15 protein-coding genes and 1 pseudogene are annotated in these 15,306 nt (G+C 40.7%); 2 read left to right on the top strand and 14 right to left on the bottom strand.

Features of this window, described 5'->3' with window-relative positions:
* Positions 1-42: 42 nt before the first annotated feature.
* The 11 genes from rpoS to AAGD16_RS11755 all read right to left on the bottom strand — a co-directional run bounded on the left by rpoS (position 43) and on the right by AAGD16_RS11755 (position 7,674).
* Positions 43-1,014, bottom strand: coding sequence for an RNA polymerase sigma factor RpoS (rpoS, locus tag AAGD16_RS11705; RefSeq protein WP_028833937.1), 972 nt, complete (start codon positions 1,012-1,014; stop codon positions 43-45).
* A 117-nt stretch (positions 1,015-1,131) separates the two neighbouring features.
* A complete protein-coding gene (locus AAGD16_RS11710) occupies positions 1,132-1,956 on the bottom strand; it encodes a peptidoglycan DD-metalloendopeptidase family protein (protein WP_075169726.1) in 825 nt (274 codons plus the stop codon).
* Between the two features lie 41 nt (positions 1,957-1,997).
* Positions 1,998-2,576: a YqaA family protein gene (locus tag AAGD16_RS11715; protein ID WP_377111894.1), complete on the bottom strand. Its 579-nt coding sequence runs from the start codon at positions 2,574-2,576 to the stop codon at positions 1,998-2,000.
* A 9-nt stretch (positions 2,577-2,585) separates the two neighbouring features.
* Positions 2,586-3,224, bottom strand: coding sequence for a protein-L-isoaspartate(D-aspartate) O-methyltransferase (locus AAGD16_RS11720; protein ID WP_036953558.1), 639 nt, complete (start codon positions 3,222-3,224; stop codon positions 2,586-2,588).
* Positions 3,214-3,978, bottom strand: a complete 765-nt coding sequence (surE, locus tag AAGD16_RS11725) for a 5'/3'-nucleotidase SurE (protein WP_028833935.1) — start codon at positions 3,976-3,978, stop codon at positions 3,214-3,216. The genes AAGD16_RS11720 and surE overlap by 11 nt, the downstream gene beginning before the upstream one ends.
* Positions 3,959-5,008, bottom strand: a complete 1,050-nt coding sequence (truD, locus tag AAGD16_RS11730; RefSeq protein ID WP_013465670.1) for a tRNA pseudouridine(13) synthase TruD — start codon at positions 5,006-5,008, stop codon at positions 3,959-3,961. Before truD ends, surE begins: the two co-directional genes overlap by 20 nt.
* The gene (ispF, locus tag AAGD16_RS11735; RefSeq protein WP_016899658.1) at positions 5,005-5,487 is read right to left on the bottom strand and encodes a 2-C-methyl-D-erythritol 2,4-cyclodiphosphate synthase; all 483 of its coding nucleotides are present in this window, start codon (positions 5,485-5,487) and stop codon (positions 5,005-5,007) included. Before ispF ends, truD begins: the two co-directional genes overlap by 4 nt.
* Complete coding sequence (gene ispD / locus AAGD16_RS11740) at positions 5,484-6,185, bottom strand: 2-C-methyl-D-erythritol 4-phosphate cytidylyltransferase (protein ID WP_377111901.1); 702 nt, start codon at positions 6,183-6,185, stop codon at positions 5,484-5,486. Before ispD ends, ispF begins: the two co-directional genes overlap by 4 nt.
* Positions 6,175-6,462: a cell division protein FtsB gene (ftsB, locus tag AAGD16_RS11745; RefSeq protein ID WP_013465673.1), complete on the bottom strand. Its 288-nt coding sequence runs from the start codon at positions 6,460-6,462 to the stop codon at positions 6,175-6,177. Before ftsB ends, ispD begins: the two co-directional genes overlap by 11 nt.
* A gap of 35 nt (positions 6,463-6,497) precedes the next feature.
* The gene (locus AAGD16_RS11750; protein ID WP_016899656.1) at positions 6,498-7,130 is read right to left on the bottom strand and encodes a hypothetical protein; all 633 of its coding nucleotides are present in this window, start codon (positions 7,128-7,130) and stop codon (positions 6,498-6,500) included.
* Between the two features lie 70 nt (positions 7,131-7,200).
* Entirely contained in the window at positions 7,201-7,674 is a 474-nt protein-coding gene (locus AAGD16_RS11755; RefSeq protein WP_013465675.1) for a DUF2947 domain-containing protein, read from the bottom strand.
* 61 nt (positions 7,675-7,735) lie between these two features.
* On the opposite strand from AAGD16_RS11755, the gene AAGD16_RS11760 reads away from it, so the two are divergent.
* Together AAGD16_RS11760 and AAGD16_RS11765 are read left to right on the top strand one after the other, a co-directional pair.
* Positions 7,736-7,960 carry a DUF1653 domain-containing protein gene (locus tag AAGD16_RS11760; RefSeq protein WP_008110327.1) on the top strand — a complete coding sequence of 75 codons (225 nt, stop codon included), beginning with the start codon at positions 7,736-7,738 and terminating at the stop codon, positions 7,958-7,960.
* Positions 7,961-8,010: 50 nt separating this feature from the next.
* Positions 8,011-8,418, top strand: a pseudogene (locus AAGD16_RS11765) (AAA family ATPase); the annotation flags it as partial.
* Positions 8,419-8,721: 303 nt separating this feature from the next.
* On the opposite strand, the gene AAGD16_RS11770 reads toward AAGD16_RS11765, so the two are convergent.
* The 3 genes from AAGD16_RS11770 to AAGD16_RS11780 all read right to left on the bottom strand — a co-directional run bounded on the left by AAGD16_RS11770 (position 8,722) and on the right by AAGD16_RS11780 (position 15,297).
* Complete coding sequence (locus tag AAGD16_RS11770; protein WP_377111906.1) at positions 8,722-10,785, bottom strand: ATP-binding protein; 2,064 nt, start codon at positions 10,783-10,785, stop codon at positions 8,722-8,724.
* Entirely contained in the window at positions 10,782-12,242 is a 1,461-nt protein-coding gene (locus AAGD16_RS11775) for an SIR2 family protein (RefSeq protein ID WP_377111909.1), read from the bottom strand. The genes AAGD16_RS11770 and AAGD16_RS11775 overlap by 4 nt, the downstream gene beginning before the upstream one ends.
* Positions 12,243-12,336: 94 nt before the next feature.
* On the bottom strand, positions 12,337-15,297 hold the full coding sequence (locus AAGD16_RS11780) for a type I restriction endonuclease subunit R (RefSeq protein ID WP_377111912.1): 2,961 nt from the start codon (positions 15,295-15,297) through the stop codon (positions 12,337-12,339).
* Between the last annotated feature and the right edge of the window lie 9 nt (positions 15,298-15,306).

Raw genomic sequence — 15,306 nt, forward strand, 5'->3', positions numbered from 1 at the left:
AAAAGCCGGGCTGTATTCATTTTTCTGTGTGTTTAGATTAGATTAAGCAAATTGTTCAAATAAGCTTTCGGTACTTAATCCTTCTTGCTGCAAAATATCTTTTAACCGACGTAACGCCTCAACCTGTATTTGGCGAACTCGCTCACGGGTTAAGCCTATTTCACGGCCAACATCTTCAAGGGTTGAGGGTTCATAGCCTAGTAAACCAAACCGACGTGCAAGTACTTCGCGTTGCTTAGGGTTTAATTCACCTAACCAGTCAATAATATGCGTATTCATATCGTTGTTTTGTACTTCACCTTCGGGGCCTACATTTTTTTCATCAGCTATCACATCTAATAATGCACTGTCATTCTCGCCACCTATGGGCATATCTACAGAGGCTATTTTTTCATTTAGGCGTAGCATTTTGGTGACGTCTTCAACCGGTCTATCTAAGCTTTCTGCAATTTCTTCTGCGGTAGGCTCATGATCAAGCTTTTGCGTTAGCTCACGTGCTGTACGTAAATAAACGTTAAGCTCTTTAACTACATGAATAGGCAAACGAATAGTACGCGTTTGATTCATTATCGCCCGCTCAATGGTTTGACGTATCCACCATGTAGCATAAGTAGAAAATCGAAAACCACGTTCAGGATCAAACTTTTCAACCGCTCTAATGAGTCCTAAGTTGCCTTCTTCAATTAAATCGAGTAGAGCAAGCCCACGATTGTTATACCTGCGCGCAATTTTCACAACCAAGCGTAAGTTACTTTCAATCATGCGTTTACGGGAAGCTTCACAGCCTTTAAGCGATTTTCGTGCAAAAAAAACTTCTTCTTCGGCACTTAATAGAGGGGAAAAACCAATTTCGCCTAGGTATAACTGAGTGGCGTCGAGGTTTTTAGTGACTTCTTCTTTAACAAATACGTCTTCATCTTCCACGTCATCAAGTAGTTGCGTTGGCTCTTCAACTTTTGAATCGTCAAACTTATCATCAGTGGGGGTTTTCTCAGCTTTTGCTACATCAGCCATAAGACTTCTCCTGAGCAAGCTATCAATAACTTTATGATTAAGGTCTGTAGTCGTTTTATTAGCTTTTGCTGTATTAGCCATGAGCCTTCTCCAGAACTGTCAATCAACACCTTTAGTTCAGGGTAGGTATTTAGCAGGGTTAACAGCTTTTCCTCGATAACGAATTTCAAAGCGAAGTGCCGTTACTGAAGACTCTGAATTACCAATTTCTGCTATTTTTTGTCCCGCCTTCACTATTTGCTTTTCTTTAACAAGTAACTTTGAGTTATGTGCATAAGCACTTAGGTAATCATCATTATGTTTCAATATAATTAAATTACCGTAACCTCTTAGTGCACTACCCGCATAGACTACCGTTCCTTGAGCAGCGGCGAATACTGCCGTCCCCTTTTTATTAGCAATCTGTAGGCCTTTATAACCATTTTCCTTGTTAGAAAAGCGTTGGATTATTTTACCTTTAGCAGGCCAAAACCAACTCAACTTTCTGTTTGTAGAACCTTGAGACTTGCTAATTTTTTGGTTAGCTTGTTTTTGAACATACCTTCGTTTTTTCGGCTTATCAAGCTCTTTCTTTAATTTTTTGTTATTTTTTTGTAAATGAGATGACTTTTTAGCTGGGTGTTTTTCATTCGTTTTTGCTGTAACCCTTGGCTTGCTTGGTTCTAAAAGAGAAACAACCTGACCAGGAACAATAGTGTAAGGTGATGGAATTGAATTGTTTTTTGCAAGCTCTCTGAAATCTTTTCCGGCACTAAAAGCAATCGAGTAAAGTGTATCGCCTTTTTGTACTGTGTATTTTCCGCCGTTAATATTAATCCGTGAGGGATAGTCATTAATATTATTATTTAAACTGCTTACCGGAGCGGGAACATGGCGAGACGAGCATGCACAGAGCAAAACACTAATAAATAAAGCAACATAACAGCGTATTTGTTTATTCAATGCGTTTTGCCCTCTGCGTTAATAACATTAATATATAGTACTTAACGTAATAAAATGTACGCAACAACAATTAAAGCAACAACAACCCAGCCAAGCACTTCAATATATTGACGTAATTTTTGCTCCATTTTAACTCCGCCCCATTTCATTAAAGCAGATACTAAAAAGAAACGCGCCCCTCGTCCAACCGCCGATGCAACAATAAAGGGTAAAAACGCCATTTGTAATACCCCTGCACCAATAGTAAATACCTTATAAGGAATAGGCGAAAACCCGGCTAAAAATACCACCCATACGCCATAATCTTTAAACCATGTAAGTGCCGTATTAAATTTATCTTGCCATTGCATTTGTGCAATGAAAGGCTCTACAACAGGTTCAAATAACCAAAACCCTAGTAGATAACCTAGCACGCCGCCAAGCACAGAAGCTACGGTAGCAAAGCTTGCAAATCGCCATGCTTTACTCGGTTGTGCCAGCGACATAGGCGCTAACATTACATCGGGTGGCACCGGAAAAAAAACCGATTCGGCAAAGCTCATCCCTGCTAAATAACGTTCTGCATGGCGATGCTTAGCCCACACTAAGGCCATATCATATAACTTGGTAAACAACTTCAAAATGAATTCCTATTCAATATCGCCAGGGACCAAAGGTACAAATCTTACTGGCGCAATTACATGCTCTGTAAAGCTATCGCCTTGGCGAATAACCATGGTTAATTTTTGTTCTGCCTCACCAATGGGGGCAAGTAATACGCCTCCATCTGCAAGTTGTGCGAGTAGTTCTGGAGGGATAATCGTTGCCGCAGCCGTCACAATAATGCCATTAAATGGCGCTTGCGATTGCCATCCTTGCCAACCGTCACCGTGTTTCATAGTGACATTATATAAATCGAGCTGATGTAATCGACGCTTTGCTTGCCATTGCAAAGCTTTTATACGCTCAACCGAATACACCTTATCAAAGGTTTTAGCCAGTACCGCGGTTTGATAGCCGGATCCGGTACCAATTTCTAACACTTTACTTTTCACGCCAGCTAAACGCATCAATTCGGTCATGCGGGCAACAATGTAAGGCTGAGAAATAGTTTGTCCTTGCCCTATCGGTAGCGCCGTATTTTGATACGCTTTGTGCTTTAGTACATCATCAATAAAAATATGCCGAGGAATTTGCGAAATCGCCTTTAAAACCTCCTTATCTTCTACGCCCTCTCGTTGTAATAGGTCTGAAAGCGCTTGTGCACTGCGGGTATAATTAGCCAGCACGGTTGATCTCCAACTCGGCTAACCACTCTCCCACAGCTTTGATACTGTCTTTAGCGGTCATATCAACGCTCAATGGGGTGACTGATGCATAGCCATTATTTACAGCATAAAAATCGGTGCCTTCACCGGCATCGCTTTCTGTACCCAAAGAACCATACCAAAAAATATCGCGTCCCCAAGGATCGCTTTGCTTAGTCATGGTTTCTGCTTTGTGTCGCGCGCCTAAGCGAGTTACCTGAACCCCTTTTAGCTCACTTAAAGGAATATCTGGCACATTAATATTGATGATCTGATCTTTAGGCAGTGGATGCGAAGCAAGCCCTTTAATAATATTGACCGTAACGGCCGCTGCCGTTTCAAAGTGTTCACCATGGTGAGAGCACAAAGACACCGCAATTGCTGGTAAGCCCAGATGACGACCTTCGGTCGCCGCAGCAACCGTACCAGAGTAAAGTGTATCGTCACCTAAATTGCCGCCGTGGTTAATACCGGCTACCACTAAATCGGGCTTTTCATCCATTAATTGATTCACACCTAAATGCACACAATCCGTTGGCGTGCCATTAACCGACATAAAGCCGTTGTCGAGTGTCGTTGCACGCAAAGGATTCATTAACGTCAGTGAATTACTTGCGCCACTGCAATTTCTATCTGGCGCAACCAGCGTTACCTCAGCAATTTGTGTTAATGCTTGGTATAAAACAGCAATACCTTTGGCATTAACACCATCATCATTACTTAATAGAATCTTCATCTGCGTTATCCTTTTCTTTTCGCTCGCGAGGACTGGCGTCAGTATAATCAACCAGTTCGCGCAGTAAAGCCGTTGCAAAGCAGCCTTTGGGTAAACCAAAGCTGAGTTTTAATGTGCGTTCATCAAGTGTTTCTACACTTAGATCTTGGGGGATTAAACGCAGCATTCTGCGCTCGTTTTTAAGCCCTAACTCACCTAAGCCATCACACCATGCTTGATACGGTGCCAACCATGTTTTTTCTTGTTCGGTAAGGCCTTTTTCGCTTTTGCCCACCATGGGCGCCGACATCATAATATCGCCAGAGGCAAGACGTGCAATATTTTCATCGCTTATCGCATCTTCAAAAAACGCATTGCTACCGCTAAGCATAAATACTTCGCGGTGCATGGTTTTAGCAAGGCCATGCTCAGCCACGCGTAAACTAACAATTTGATTAAACACATGTGAACGCGCGGCAGAAATAATAATGCCTCGCAGCTTTTTATCGCGTATGCGCTCACCGGCAAACATTTTTTCGGCCATCACTAGGTTGTGTCCATCACGGCCAAAACGCTGCTCACCAAAGTAGTTAGGTACACCTGCGCGTACTGCGTTTATACGGCACAAAATATCAAGCGGCTCGGTTACATTGCGCAAGGTAATAGTAAATCTATTTCCTTTATGACAACCGGTGCGTAATTTTCGCTCATGGCGCTGCTGCGATACCACAAACACGCTTTCACTGTTGAGCTCAGTAAAATCAATATGTTTTTTAATCGGTACTTTTACGCTAAACCACTGCGAGCATACTCCATGGCGGTCTTTCATACCGGCATAACTTACATCACGTGGCGATACACCCGCTTTTTGTGCAATGAGCTTAGCCACATATTGGGTGTTTTCACCCTTTTTAACCACTTGCAAACACACATGTTCGCCACTACCGGTAAACTCTATACCGAGATCTTCATCAACCATAAAGTCTTCTGCGGTGGTTTTAAAGTCGGCTTTAGAAAGCGGCGCGCCATATAAATAATTTAATTCGCTCATGCGCTTTGTTTACTCATAATGACCACGGCATGGCTTGAAATACCTTCTTTTCGCCCCTCAAACCCGAGCTTTTCAGTGGTTGTGGCTTTAACATTTATCTGTGAGAGCTCAGCATTTAAATCACTGGCAAGATTGGTTCGCATTGCTTGAATGTGCGGCAGCATTTTTGGTGCTTGTGCCACAATAGTGACATCCGCATTGCCCAATACATAGCCCTGTTGCTTGGCTAGACTCACTACATGGCGAAGTAAAATACGGCTATCGATATTTTCATATTCACTGGCTGTATCTGGAAAGTGCTTACCAATATCGCCCAGCGCTAATGAGCCTAAAATCGCGTCACACAACGCATGAATAGCTACATCACCATCTGAGTGCGCTAAAAAGCCTTGCGGGTAATCAATTTTTTCGCCGCAGATGGTTAAAGGCCCTTGGCCACCAAACTTATGCACGTCAAAACCATGGCCTATTCGTATCATGTTGCACTCTCATTATTTTGTTTTTGCAGTAAAAAACCTGCTAAGTCTAAATCTTCTGGGGTGGTAATTTTAATATTATCACTGCGCCCCGCCACCAACCTTACCGGCTTATTTGCCCATTCCATGGCACTGGCTTCATCAGTAATAATTGCCCCATTGGCTAACGCATTTTGCAGTGCTGTTTTGAGCTCGTCATGTTTAAAAAGCTGTGGCGTAAGTGCTTGCCATAAATCATCACGAGGCACTGTTTGCTGCGCATGGCTTTGCCCTCGTTTTATGGTGTCTTTTACTTTGCTGGCTAAAATGCCGCCTTCATCAGCCTGCATGCACTGTGCTATTAGGCGCTCTATATCAGCAATATCAACTAAAGGTCTTGCTGCATCATGCACCAAAACCCAAGTCGGTGGATTGGCAGCTAAAAACAATAAACTGTTTAATACTGAATCTGCACGCTCTTTACCGCCAATAGCACGCACGATGCGAGGATCAGATAGCGTAAGGTCGTCAAAGTAAGGGTCGGTTTCGCTCAAAGCCACCACTATAGAGTTTAACTGCGGTAACTGCGATAACTTAGCGAGCGTGTGCTCTAAAATGGTTTTCCCTGCTAAGGAAATATATTGCTTTGGTGTTGTGTGTTGCATTCTGCTGCCAACACCTGCGGCAGGAACAATAGCTGCAATAGTAAATTTATTTGTCATGGTGTTGAGCCGGTAAAACACGAATAAAGGTTTCGTCCGGTTTAATCATTCCTAATTCGTTGCGGGCACGCTCTTCAATACCTTCAAGGCCGAGCTTTAAATCTTCTATATCCGCTTTTAATACTTTATTACGCTTGATCAGCTTTTCGTTTGTTTGTTGATGCGATGCTACCGCATTTTTTAGACGGGTGTAGTCTTGCACACCATTATGGCCAAACCAAAGTCTATACTGAATAAAAAGTGCTAAGCACAACAAGCCAAATTGAAAAAATCGCATTAAACACTCCTTATTTTAATTTTGAATTGTAAGCTTTACGCCAATGGCCGCTTAACATTGCGCCAATTAATATTGGCAGCCAATAACATTTCCCGTAACGATAATACCCGTGGCGTACTGCGCTTTGAAAACTGCCACTGGTGGCCACAACACGCCGCAGCAAGCGTTGCTTTGTTGGGTTTGAGTAATTGCGCACTTTGCTGCTCAAGCCCTTGACCTAAAAAATCAAACCAGCCAAGCTCATTGCAATGAACCTGTGTTTTAGTTACTTGATCAATGCTGTCTATTCTAACCCGAATTTGGCCGTGATTTTGTAATAATACAGGAATAATCAGCCCAACTTTGGCATAGACTTGATAAAAAAGTTCATTCGCTGAAGAATTAACTTCTGGCGGAGTTGGTTTTTGCTTTTCAAGCCACCCACCATTTTGCGCATCGAGCGTAAAAGGCGATGTTGCATTAGCCACCCGTGTTGCCGCACGTTCAATGTAATAAGGCAGGCTTTTTAATTGCCTGCGTAAACGATCACCATTAGGTTCAGCCACTAAGCGCTGCACCTCACGCTGATAAAAGGCATTACATAATTGTGCATAAAGCACTTTTTGTGCATCAGTTTGCCACATTTCAACTTGTTGGTTTGTGTCAAACTGCTTATTTTTACTGACCAATCGCTGTACTCAAAAACACCTTAATAGATGTTTTATAACACAGTAATGCACAGTTTTTAAGCACCGATTGTTAGGGCTTTTCGCCTAATTTCGCAATGCCTGATTCTAAAAATTGCACAACCGTATTACGTTTTTTTCCAATTAATAAACTGCCATCGGCTAAAAACATAAAGTTTTGCCAGTTGCGTTTAAACACATCAAAGCTCGTTTCAATAATATTATCGCGCGCCATACAAAAATAAACGGTGGTGTTAGCCTGCCAGTCTAGGTGGTTTAAAATAGCGTCAGGAAATTGGGGATCTTCGCTTTCCCATGCGTCTTCCCAATTTACTTCTTGGCTAAAGTTTTGCTCTTGCGCGCACCAATCGGTTTTATCAAAAAAGTCAGGATGATCATGTTCACGACTCACCATGGTTGTCCATAGCACTGCAGCACGCTCGCTGGTCATCGGTTTAATATTAGCTGCATCAATATCTGAAACCGGAATATCTTTGTGGCGAAATACCCAGGCTTTTTTGTAATCATCAAGAGAAATATAATTCATAGTATTGGCGTATTCTTTGGCATAATAAAAAGCGAAGGCAAATTATACAAGATAACAGACTATGACTACAGCACTAAAACTGGGTTTATATCAACACTACAAAGGCCCACAATACAAAGTTATGCATGTGGCAACTCACAGCGAAACCAACGAGCAATTGGTTATTTACCAAGCCTTATACGGTGAATACGGCATATGGGCACGCCCACTAAGTATGTTTACTGAAACCGTAGAAAAAGACGGTAAAACGATTGCGCGTTTTGCCTACCTTGGTGAAGCCGATTAACTATGGCATTATAACGCATAATAATTACTGCTCAGACCAGAGGATGACCCGTGCAATTTAATTCAACCGACAACTACATCGCAAGCTCAGCATTAAAACAGGCAGTAAACGCCGCTATTATGCTGCAAAAACCGCTTTTAATTAAAGGCGAGCCGGGCACAGGTAAAACCATGTTGGCTGAAGAGCTGGCAAAAAGTTTAGATACTGAGCTTATTCAGTGGCATATAAAATCAACCACTAAAGCGCAGCAAGGTTTGTACGAGTACGATGCGGTATCGCGTTTGCGCGACAGCCAGCTAGGTGATGAGCGCGTTCACAATATTAGCAACTACATAGTTAAAGGTAAGCTGTGGCAAGCCTTCATGTACGCTGAATTAAACGGCAAACGCCCAGTACTGCTTATTGACGAAATAGACAAAGCCGATATTGAGTTTCCAAACGATTTACTACTCGAAGTGTTATAATAGCCACCTTTTTTATACTAATAAATGGACGGGTGAGTGAGTGGACTGTTTTTAAAGGGTTATCTCTGGTTTAAAATTTAGTATATATACTATTTGTATATACTAATTAATTTTCTCTTAATACTAACTAAAATCAGTTCAGTACATTCACCAGTAGTTTGCTGACAATTACTTGCTACCACTAAACAGAACACACCAATTAATCCGGATGTAACAAAGAGTCACATGGCTTATCGGTGAGAAGCAATCCGTTTCCGTCAATACTGAGTCACTATGATGAGCAAACGTAACGCACTGTTAATTTTTTTGCCAATCTTTGACAATCGTCTTCCAATCAACATTTCGTTCAACCGCTTTTCCATTTTCATCTTTTCTAGTCCACACGTCCCAGAAATCGGGGTCGTCTGAATGTGGCTGATCACCTTTCGCTAAATTATTCATTTTAACTAAAACAGGTAGCTCACATGCCCATCCCATCAGGATTGCATGCTGTGATGGCAAAGATGGAAGCTCACGAAGTAACCCCCTTAAATTATCTGGTACCATTTTATGTACTTGATCCTGATCCCTATCATTACTAATTCGATGCAATAAAAAAGTATTGCACTGAGATAAAACGGTAGGAGACAGTTCTGAGGGTCTTTGTGAAGATATTACCATTCCAAGACCAAACTTCCTTCCTTCTCGTGCTATTTTCTCAAAAACCTGACAACATACTGCGGCCACATCTTGGTTTTCAGCATCATCACGATATCGTTTTATAAATGTATGGGCCTCTTCGGCTACAAGAACTGTTGGTAGCGATTTATTATTTAGTCTCCTGTAGCGTTGCAGCGATTCAAAAATAATCCTTGAAATAACAGCGGTCACAAGATGAGTAATCTCATTTGGTACTAAAGAAAGATCGATAATAGAGATACAACTGTCATGTTCATCATTCCCATCATTTCCTATATAATTTTCTAACCAGCTAGCTAAATCGACTCTTTTTTCTGCATCATTTGTTATAGGTTTCATACGGGTATCTGAAAGCATCGTGCGTATGCGTGCGACTAGGTATTCAACATATTGCTCACTTCCATTTTCCTGCGCCAATGCTTCCAAATACGCAACTAAAGTAGCTCCTTCAAATGGAAGTGGAATGTCTTCACTCTTAGGCAATAAGTCATAGTCACTACCACCAAATTGCTGAAAAGCTAAACTCACTTTATCTATGATGTTATCAATTTCAGGTACGGTAGCTTGTAAAGTTGGATATTGCTCACTCCGATTTTCTCTGTACTGAGACATTACGGTGACAACAGGTGTTAACTTGTGATCTCCTAACTTATCTCTATAGGCTTCAAAGCTCTCTATCCACTTAGCCATTGTCTCATTGAAACCTTTTGCGGGGCCATAACCACCAAATGGTCTGCCTGAACTCTTGTCGTGTTTTAGAGTCACTAAGACATTACCCAAGAAGCGCTTAATTTCTATATTTAAATCAGTCTCAAGCTCAAATTCTTCATTTCTCATTGCTCGCAAAGAGCGCTTTAATAATGGAAGTTGAGCTTTGGGGCTAGCTTGCGTGAACGATGCCCATTCAGCACTATTCCAAAACCAAGAAGGTACTTGAAGTTGGTTCTCACCCGCATTAGCTTCGACTTTAAAAACACGGCCTTTAAACTTCGTATCAGGACCTAAAGCTCTTGAGTATTCACCATTTGGGTCAAGTACAACAAAACGGGCATTTGGTTTACCCTCAGATTTCATAGCTGCTTCTAATGACCATTTAACTAGACCTGCAACAGAACACGATTTTCCACTGCCTGTATTCCCTAATACTGCAATATGGCGTCCAAACAAGCGATCGGGATCAACGGCGACGTTAGCATTATTTGCAAGTGGGCTTTGTCCTATAACTACTCGTCGATTATTACCCGATTCAACAATAGATTTAAGCTGTAAATCCGTTGGCAATAAAATAGCGGAGCCAATTGATGGGAATGACTCAGAACCTCGCTGAAACTTGAAAGAGTCTTGACCAGCTTTAGAAACTCTTTTTAAAGTACCAACTGGGTTTAGACTAATTTTCTTTTGTGGGAATGGTAAATTAACCAGTCCAAAATCTTGGACGTCCCTCTGCTTGGGAAAAGGTGAGTGCTCGACAGAAAGCCATTCAATTTGCCCAACTAGATATCCACTATCACAAGATACTAAAACGTAGCTGTTTACCCTTGGAAAATTGCGTGGTGTACCTGCATTCAAGGCAACGGAGTCAGGTGAATCAATTTCTAGAACGGCTCGAATTTCATTAGGAGAAACAAAGTCTACCGTTCCAACTCTCAATTGTTCACCTTGCTCTATAGGTAGCGAACTCATTTTTTATTACCTGATTTATCTTGAAATGATTCAGGGTACAGGCCCCTAGCCTTTAAAAGCTCAGTCATTCGTATAGACGTTCTATCTATAGCAGCCTTAGGTAAATAACAATCAACTAATGTTGTAAGATCCCCAAAGTGATCGCCCAGTAAAAGAGATATTTGTGCCTTGCGCCCACTATCTTTAATAAAGTTCATTATTCTGCCAAGAGGGTCTCCATAAGCAATTATTACAATATGAGTGGAGGGAATGGTTAACATATCCAAGAGAACCCTATTTATATGCTCATCACCAAAACTATAGCCATATGTTACTAGGGTACTATTAGGACGACATGTAGCCGATGCTAAATCTCTAAATAATTCAACATAAGGATATTCAGATGTTTCTCTATCCTTTACTGAATTTGGATAAACCATCAATTGTTGATAATCAGCAGCTCCCGCAGACTCTGCTTGTAAGAAAGGAGTTATTGACGCGGCACCGAAAGGCAAACCAAAACGTCGTATTGCTCCATCACTAGAATACCAATCTAAAGAACCATGTAGTTTGGTAAAACGAGCTACGCCCTCTAAATATCTGGGCTCCCCACGAATCCCCGGGGGATTATAATGATAATCAACCTCTAATCGCGATGACCTGAATATTGGCGCGATATTACCCACAAATCGATCCACCAACCTGAGTCCGGCTAATTCAGCACCCATCTCAATAATTCGATCATAATTAGTTGTGAATATATGTAATCTATCCCGAGTAGCTGCTCTACTTGAAAAACTCATCAGAAAATTGATTAGGTAGTTAAAAGTTTTAGTTTTTGCCTCAGATTCTGCATTACGAATTAAATTTTCACCATTACTTATGGAGTCAGCAAACAGCTTTAAACACCTTGATAGTTCTTCTCTTAGCGCAGTTAGCTCTGTTGGGAAATATCTGTAAGGAGGGTTTGGGGCTGGCGGCGGCGGAATCGGAGTTGGGTTTAAAGAAACTAGGATTTCCAACCCTTTTATTAGTTCGTTAATTGAACGAACCTGATCCTCGATGTTTCCTTTTTCACGGCCAGCTGCTTTAGCCGTCTTTTCCACATAAGCATCTATTTCTGATTTACAAACCTTTAAATCATCTATCCATCCCATACCTTGTGGTCTTTGCCCAGTAGCAGACTCTTGAATCGCAGAACTTAAACCCGCACCAACAAGTAAATTAAGATGCTCGGATTGAAAGAGCGCTGTTAACCAAGGCTCTATTCTAGACCTTAAGAATTCTGAATTAAATTCATCGTCAGCGTTAGCCCATGAACAACCACCCATAACTTTAAAAGTGCCATTATCACCATGCGCTACCAATTGTACTGGTGACAGATCGTCACCTAATTTCAAATATTGAGACAATTTAAAAACACCTCTAATGTTTTGGATGAAAAGAGACCTATGTTGGACTTTGTTAATATTGGTCACACACTGTCTTACTATTCCTAATTTTTAAAACTTCCAAATACTACATATGTCCACTGCGTGTATGTCAGTTATCATGATGAAAATTTAAGATTCCCTACATCCCACCATAAAATGTGTTCACAAAACCCTTAAACTTCTCGGCCAGCCTTGGTATTACTTTCTTGCGTTGCAATACACTTGGGGGCTTTTCCATCGTTGCTACTATGTCTTCACGCAGTGGTTCTTGGTTGCTGAATATCATGCGTTCAACAAGCTCTTTTACGTTTTCAGGTATTAAATGTTCTTCTTCAGCCATTGCTTGGGTAGCTTTTTCTTTTTCAACTTCCCAGTAGGCGGCAAAGGCATCGTCAACTTCTTCGGCTGACTGCACATCAGGCAAGTTTTCTTGAATGAATTTATCAATCAGCTCTTGTTTGCTGCGTAGTTCAGGGTCTCCACCAATGGTTTGCATTAGTGATTTATACTGCTGTTCGTATTCCTCGTTAGAGTCAGACTGCTTAAGCTTGCTTAGTAGCTTTAAGATGTAAGCTACATTCACTTCATCCATCGCTAGCAACTCAAGTTCAAAGTCAATTTCTTCTAATATTGACTCTTTTTCAGGGGCGGTATTGGTTTTAACTTTGTCGTATAAATCTAAGTACTTACTTTTATAGTCTTCATATTCTTGTTCTTGAATACTGACATCATCAAACTTAAAATCAGCGAAGGTAGAAAGCACATTGCGTAAACGCATTAACTCCCTGAATGCCTTAATAAATTCAAGTTCAGCGTTTTCATCTTCAAGGCTATCAACACTTGCCGTGTCAGGTGCGATGGTTTGCATTTGGTCTAACGCTAGGTTAAACATCTTAATGAATTCTTCATACGGCGGCATGATCACCGTATCTTTTGCATCCTTATTTGAAAACAGCGCTAAAGCATCATCTGTGCGCTTTTTCAGGTTACGGAAGCTAATGATATTACCTTGCGACTTTTGCTCGTTTAAAATGCGATTGGTGCGTGAATACGCTTGAATTAACCCGTGATACTTAAGGTTCTTATCAACATATAGGGTATTTAAGGTTTTACTATCAAACCCTGTTAAAAACATATTTACCACAAGCAAAATATCAACTTTTCGCTCACGCACTTTTTTAGATATATCGTTGTAGTAGTTGTAATAAGACTCACTATCTTTAGTTGTATAACTACTGCCAAACATTTTGTTGTAGTCACCAATAAACTCTTCAAGTTTATCTCGACTATGGCTGTAAACTGCTTCAGGTTCTGCAACTTTATCCAATACAACTTCGTCTAAGCCATCAGCATCTGGGTCTTCTTCGTTAGCGGCATACGAGAAAATGGTGGCGATTTTAAGGTTGTGTTTACCTTCTGCCTTTTTCTTTGCAAAAAGCTCATAGTACTTAATTAATGCAGACACGCTTGAAACACAAAACATACCCGTAAAGGCTTTGCTATGGGTTTTACGATTATGCTGAGCAATAATGTAATCGGTTATTTTTTCTAACCGAACGTCAGACTCCATTAACTCTTTGGTGTCGATACCTTCAACGTCAATATCAACTTCATTGGCACTGTCTTTTTTCTTGTAACGGCCAACATACTCAACATTAAACTTAAGTACGTTTTCGTCTTTAATTGCATCAACAATGGTGTATTTGTGTAATGGTTTGTGGAATAAGTCACTGGTGGTGTATTTACGAGAAAATTTAGACACCGCATTTTCAGCAAAAATAGGTGTACCAGTAAAGCCAAACATTTGGTGATTAGTAAAAAACTGGCTAATACGTTGATGAGTATCACCAAACTGGCTGCGGTGACATTCATCAAAAATAAACACCACATTTTTGTCTTTTACTGGCTCCATACGGCTTGAATAACGTTTATTGCTAATGGCGTTATTAAGCTTTTGAATGGTGGTTACAATCAGCTTTTCATTACGGCGAGTATTAACCTTACCGCCTTTCGCTTTAGTTGATGACTGCTGTTCACCGTCTTTCTCAAGGTAATAAACATCTTTACCGGTGAACTGGTCAACTAACACTTTGGTTTTGTCAGTACCATCTACACAGCCTTTGATAAAGCTATTAAACTCTTTTGCAGTTTGATAATCCAAATCTTTACGGTCAACTACAAACACCACTTTATGAATGGCGCTATCACCCGTAAGTAATTGAGCAGTTTTAAATGAGGTAAGTGTTTTACCAGAACCAGTAGTATGCCAAATATAACCATTTTGCTTTTCTATTGATTGGTTACTGGCTTTTAATTTTTCACGCTCAGCTACACGGTCAATTATTGCTTCGGTGGCATAGATTTGATAAGGGCGCATCACCATTAATATGCGGTCTGTTTCATTCAGCACCACGTACTTAGTGATCATGTCTGTTAGGTGGTTAGGCGTTAAAAACACCTCAGCGAATTGGCTTAACTCGGTATAACGGTCGTTATTTTCTTTTGCCCAGAAGAAGGTTTGTTTAAAGCTTTGTTTACGGTTATTGGCATAATACTTGGTATTTACACCATTAGAGATAACAAACACCTGCACATACTGGAATAAGCCATCTTCAGCCCAGTAAGAGTGCCGCTGGTAACGATTAATTTGATTAAAGGCTTCTTTAAGCTCTAAGCCACGGCGCTTTAATTCTATTTGAACAAGTGGTAAACCGTTAACCAAAATAGTTACGTCATAACGGTTTTTATAACGGCCTTCTACGGTAACTTGTTGCGTTACCTGAAAATGGTTTTTTTCAACATCGCTATCAATAAAGCGAATATAACCTGCGGTGCCATCATCTTTATCAATTTGCAGCCTATCACGCAATATTTTTGCTTTATCAAATACATTACCTTTACCCAAGGCATTGCGAATTTGCTTAAGCTCATTATCACTTAGATCAAAACCATTCAGCTTTGAAAGTTGCTTCTTTAAGTTCGCTCTAAGTGAGTCAATATCGGTGATGTTAACTTTTTCAAACTGCTGCTTACCATCAACTTTTTTAGCAAGCTGAGCAACTAAGTTATCTTCTAATTCTTGTTCTGACTGATAGGCCACATTAACTTC

Origin of the sequence: Pseudoalteromonas sp. M58, from assembly GCF_042604605.1 — a bacterium.
Classification (GTDB): Bacteria; Pseudomonadota; Gammaproteobacteria; order Enterobacterales; family Alteromonadaceae; genus Pseudoalteromonas; species Pseudoalteromonas tetraodonis.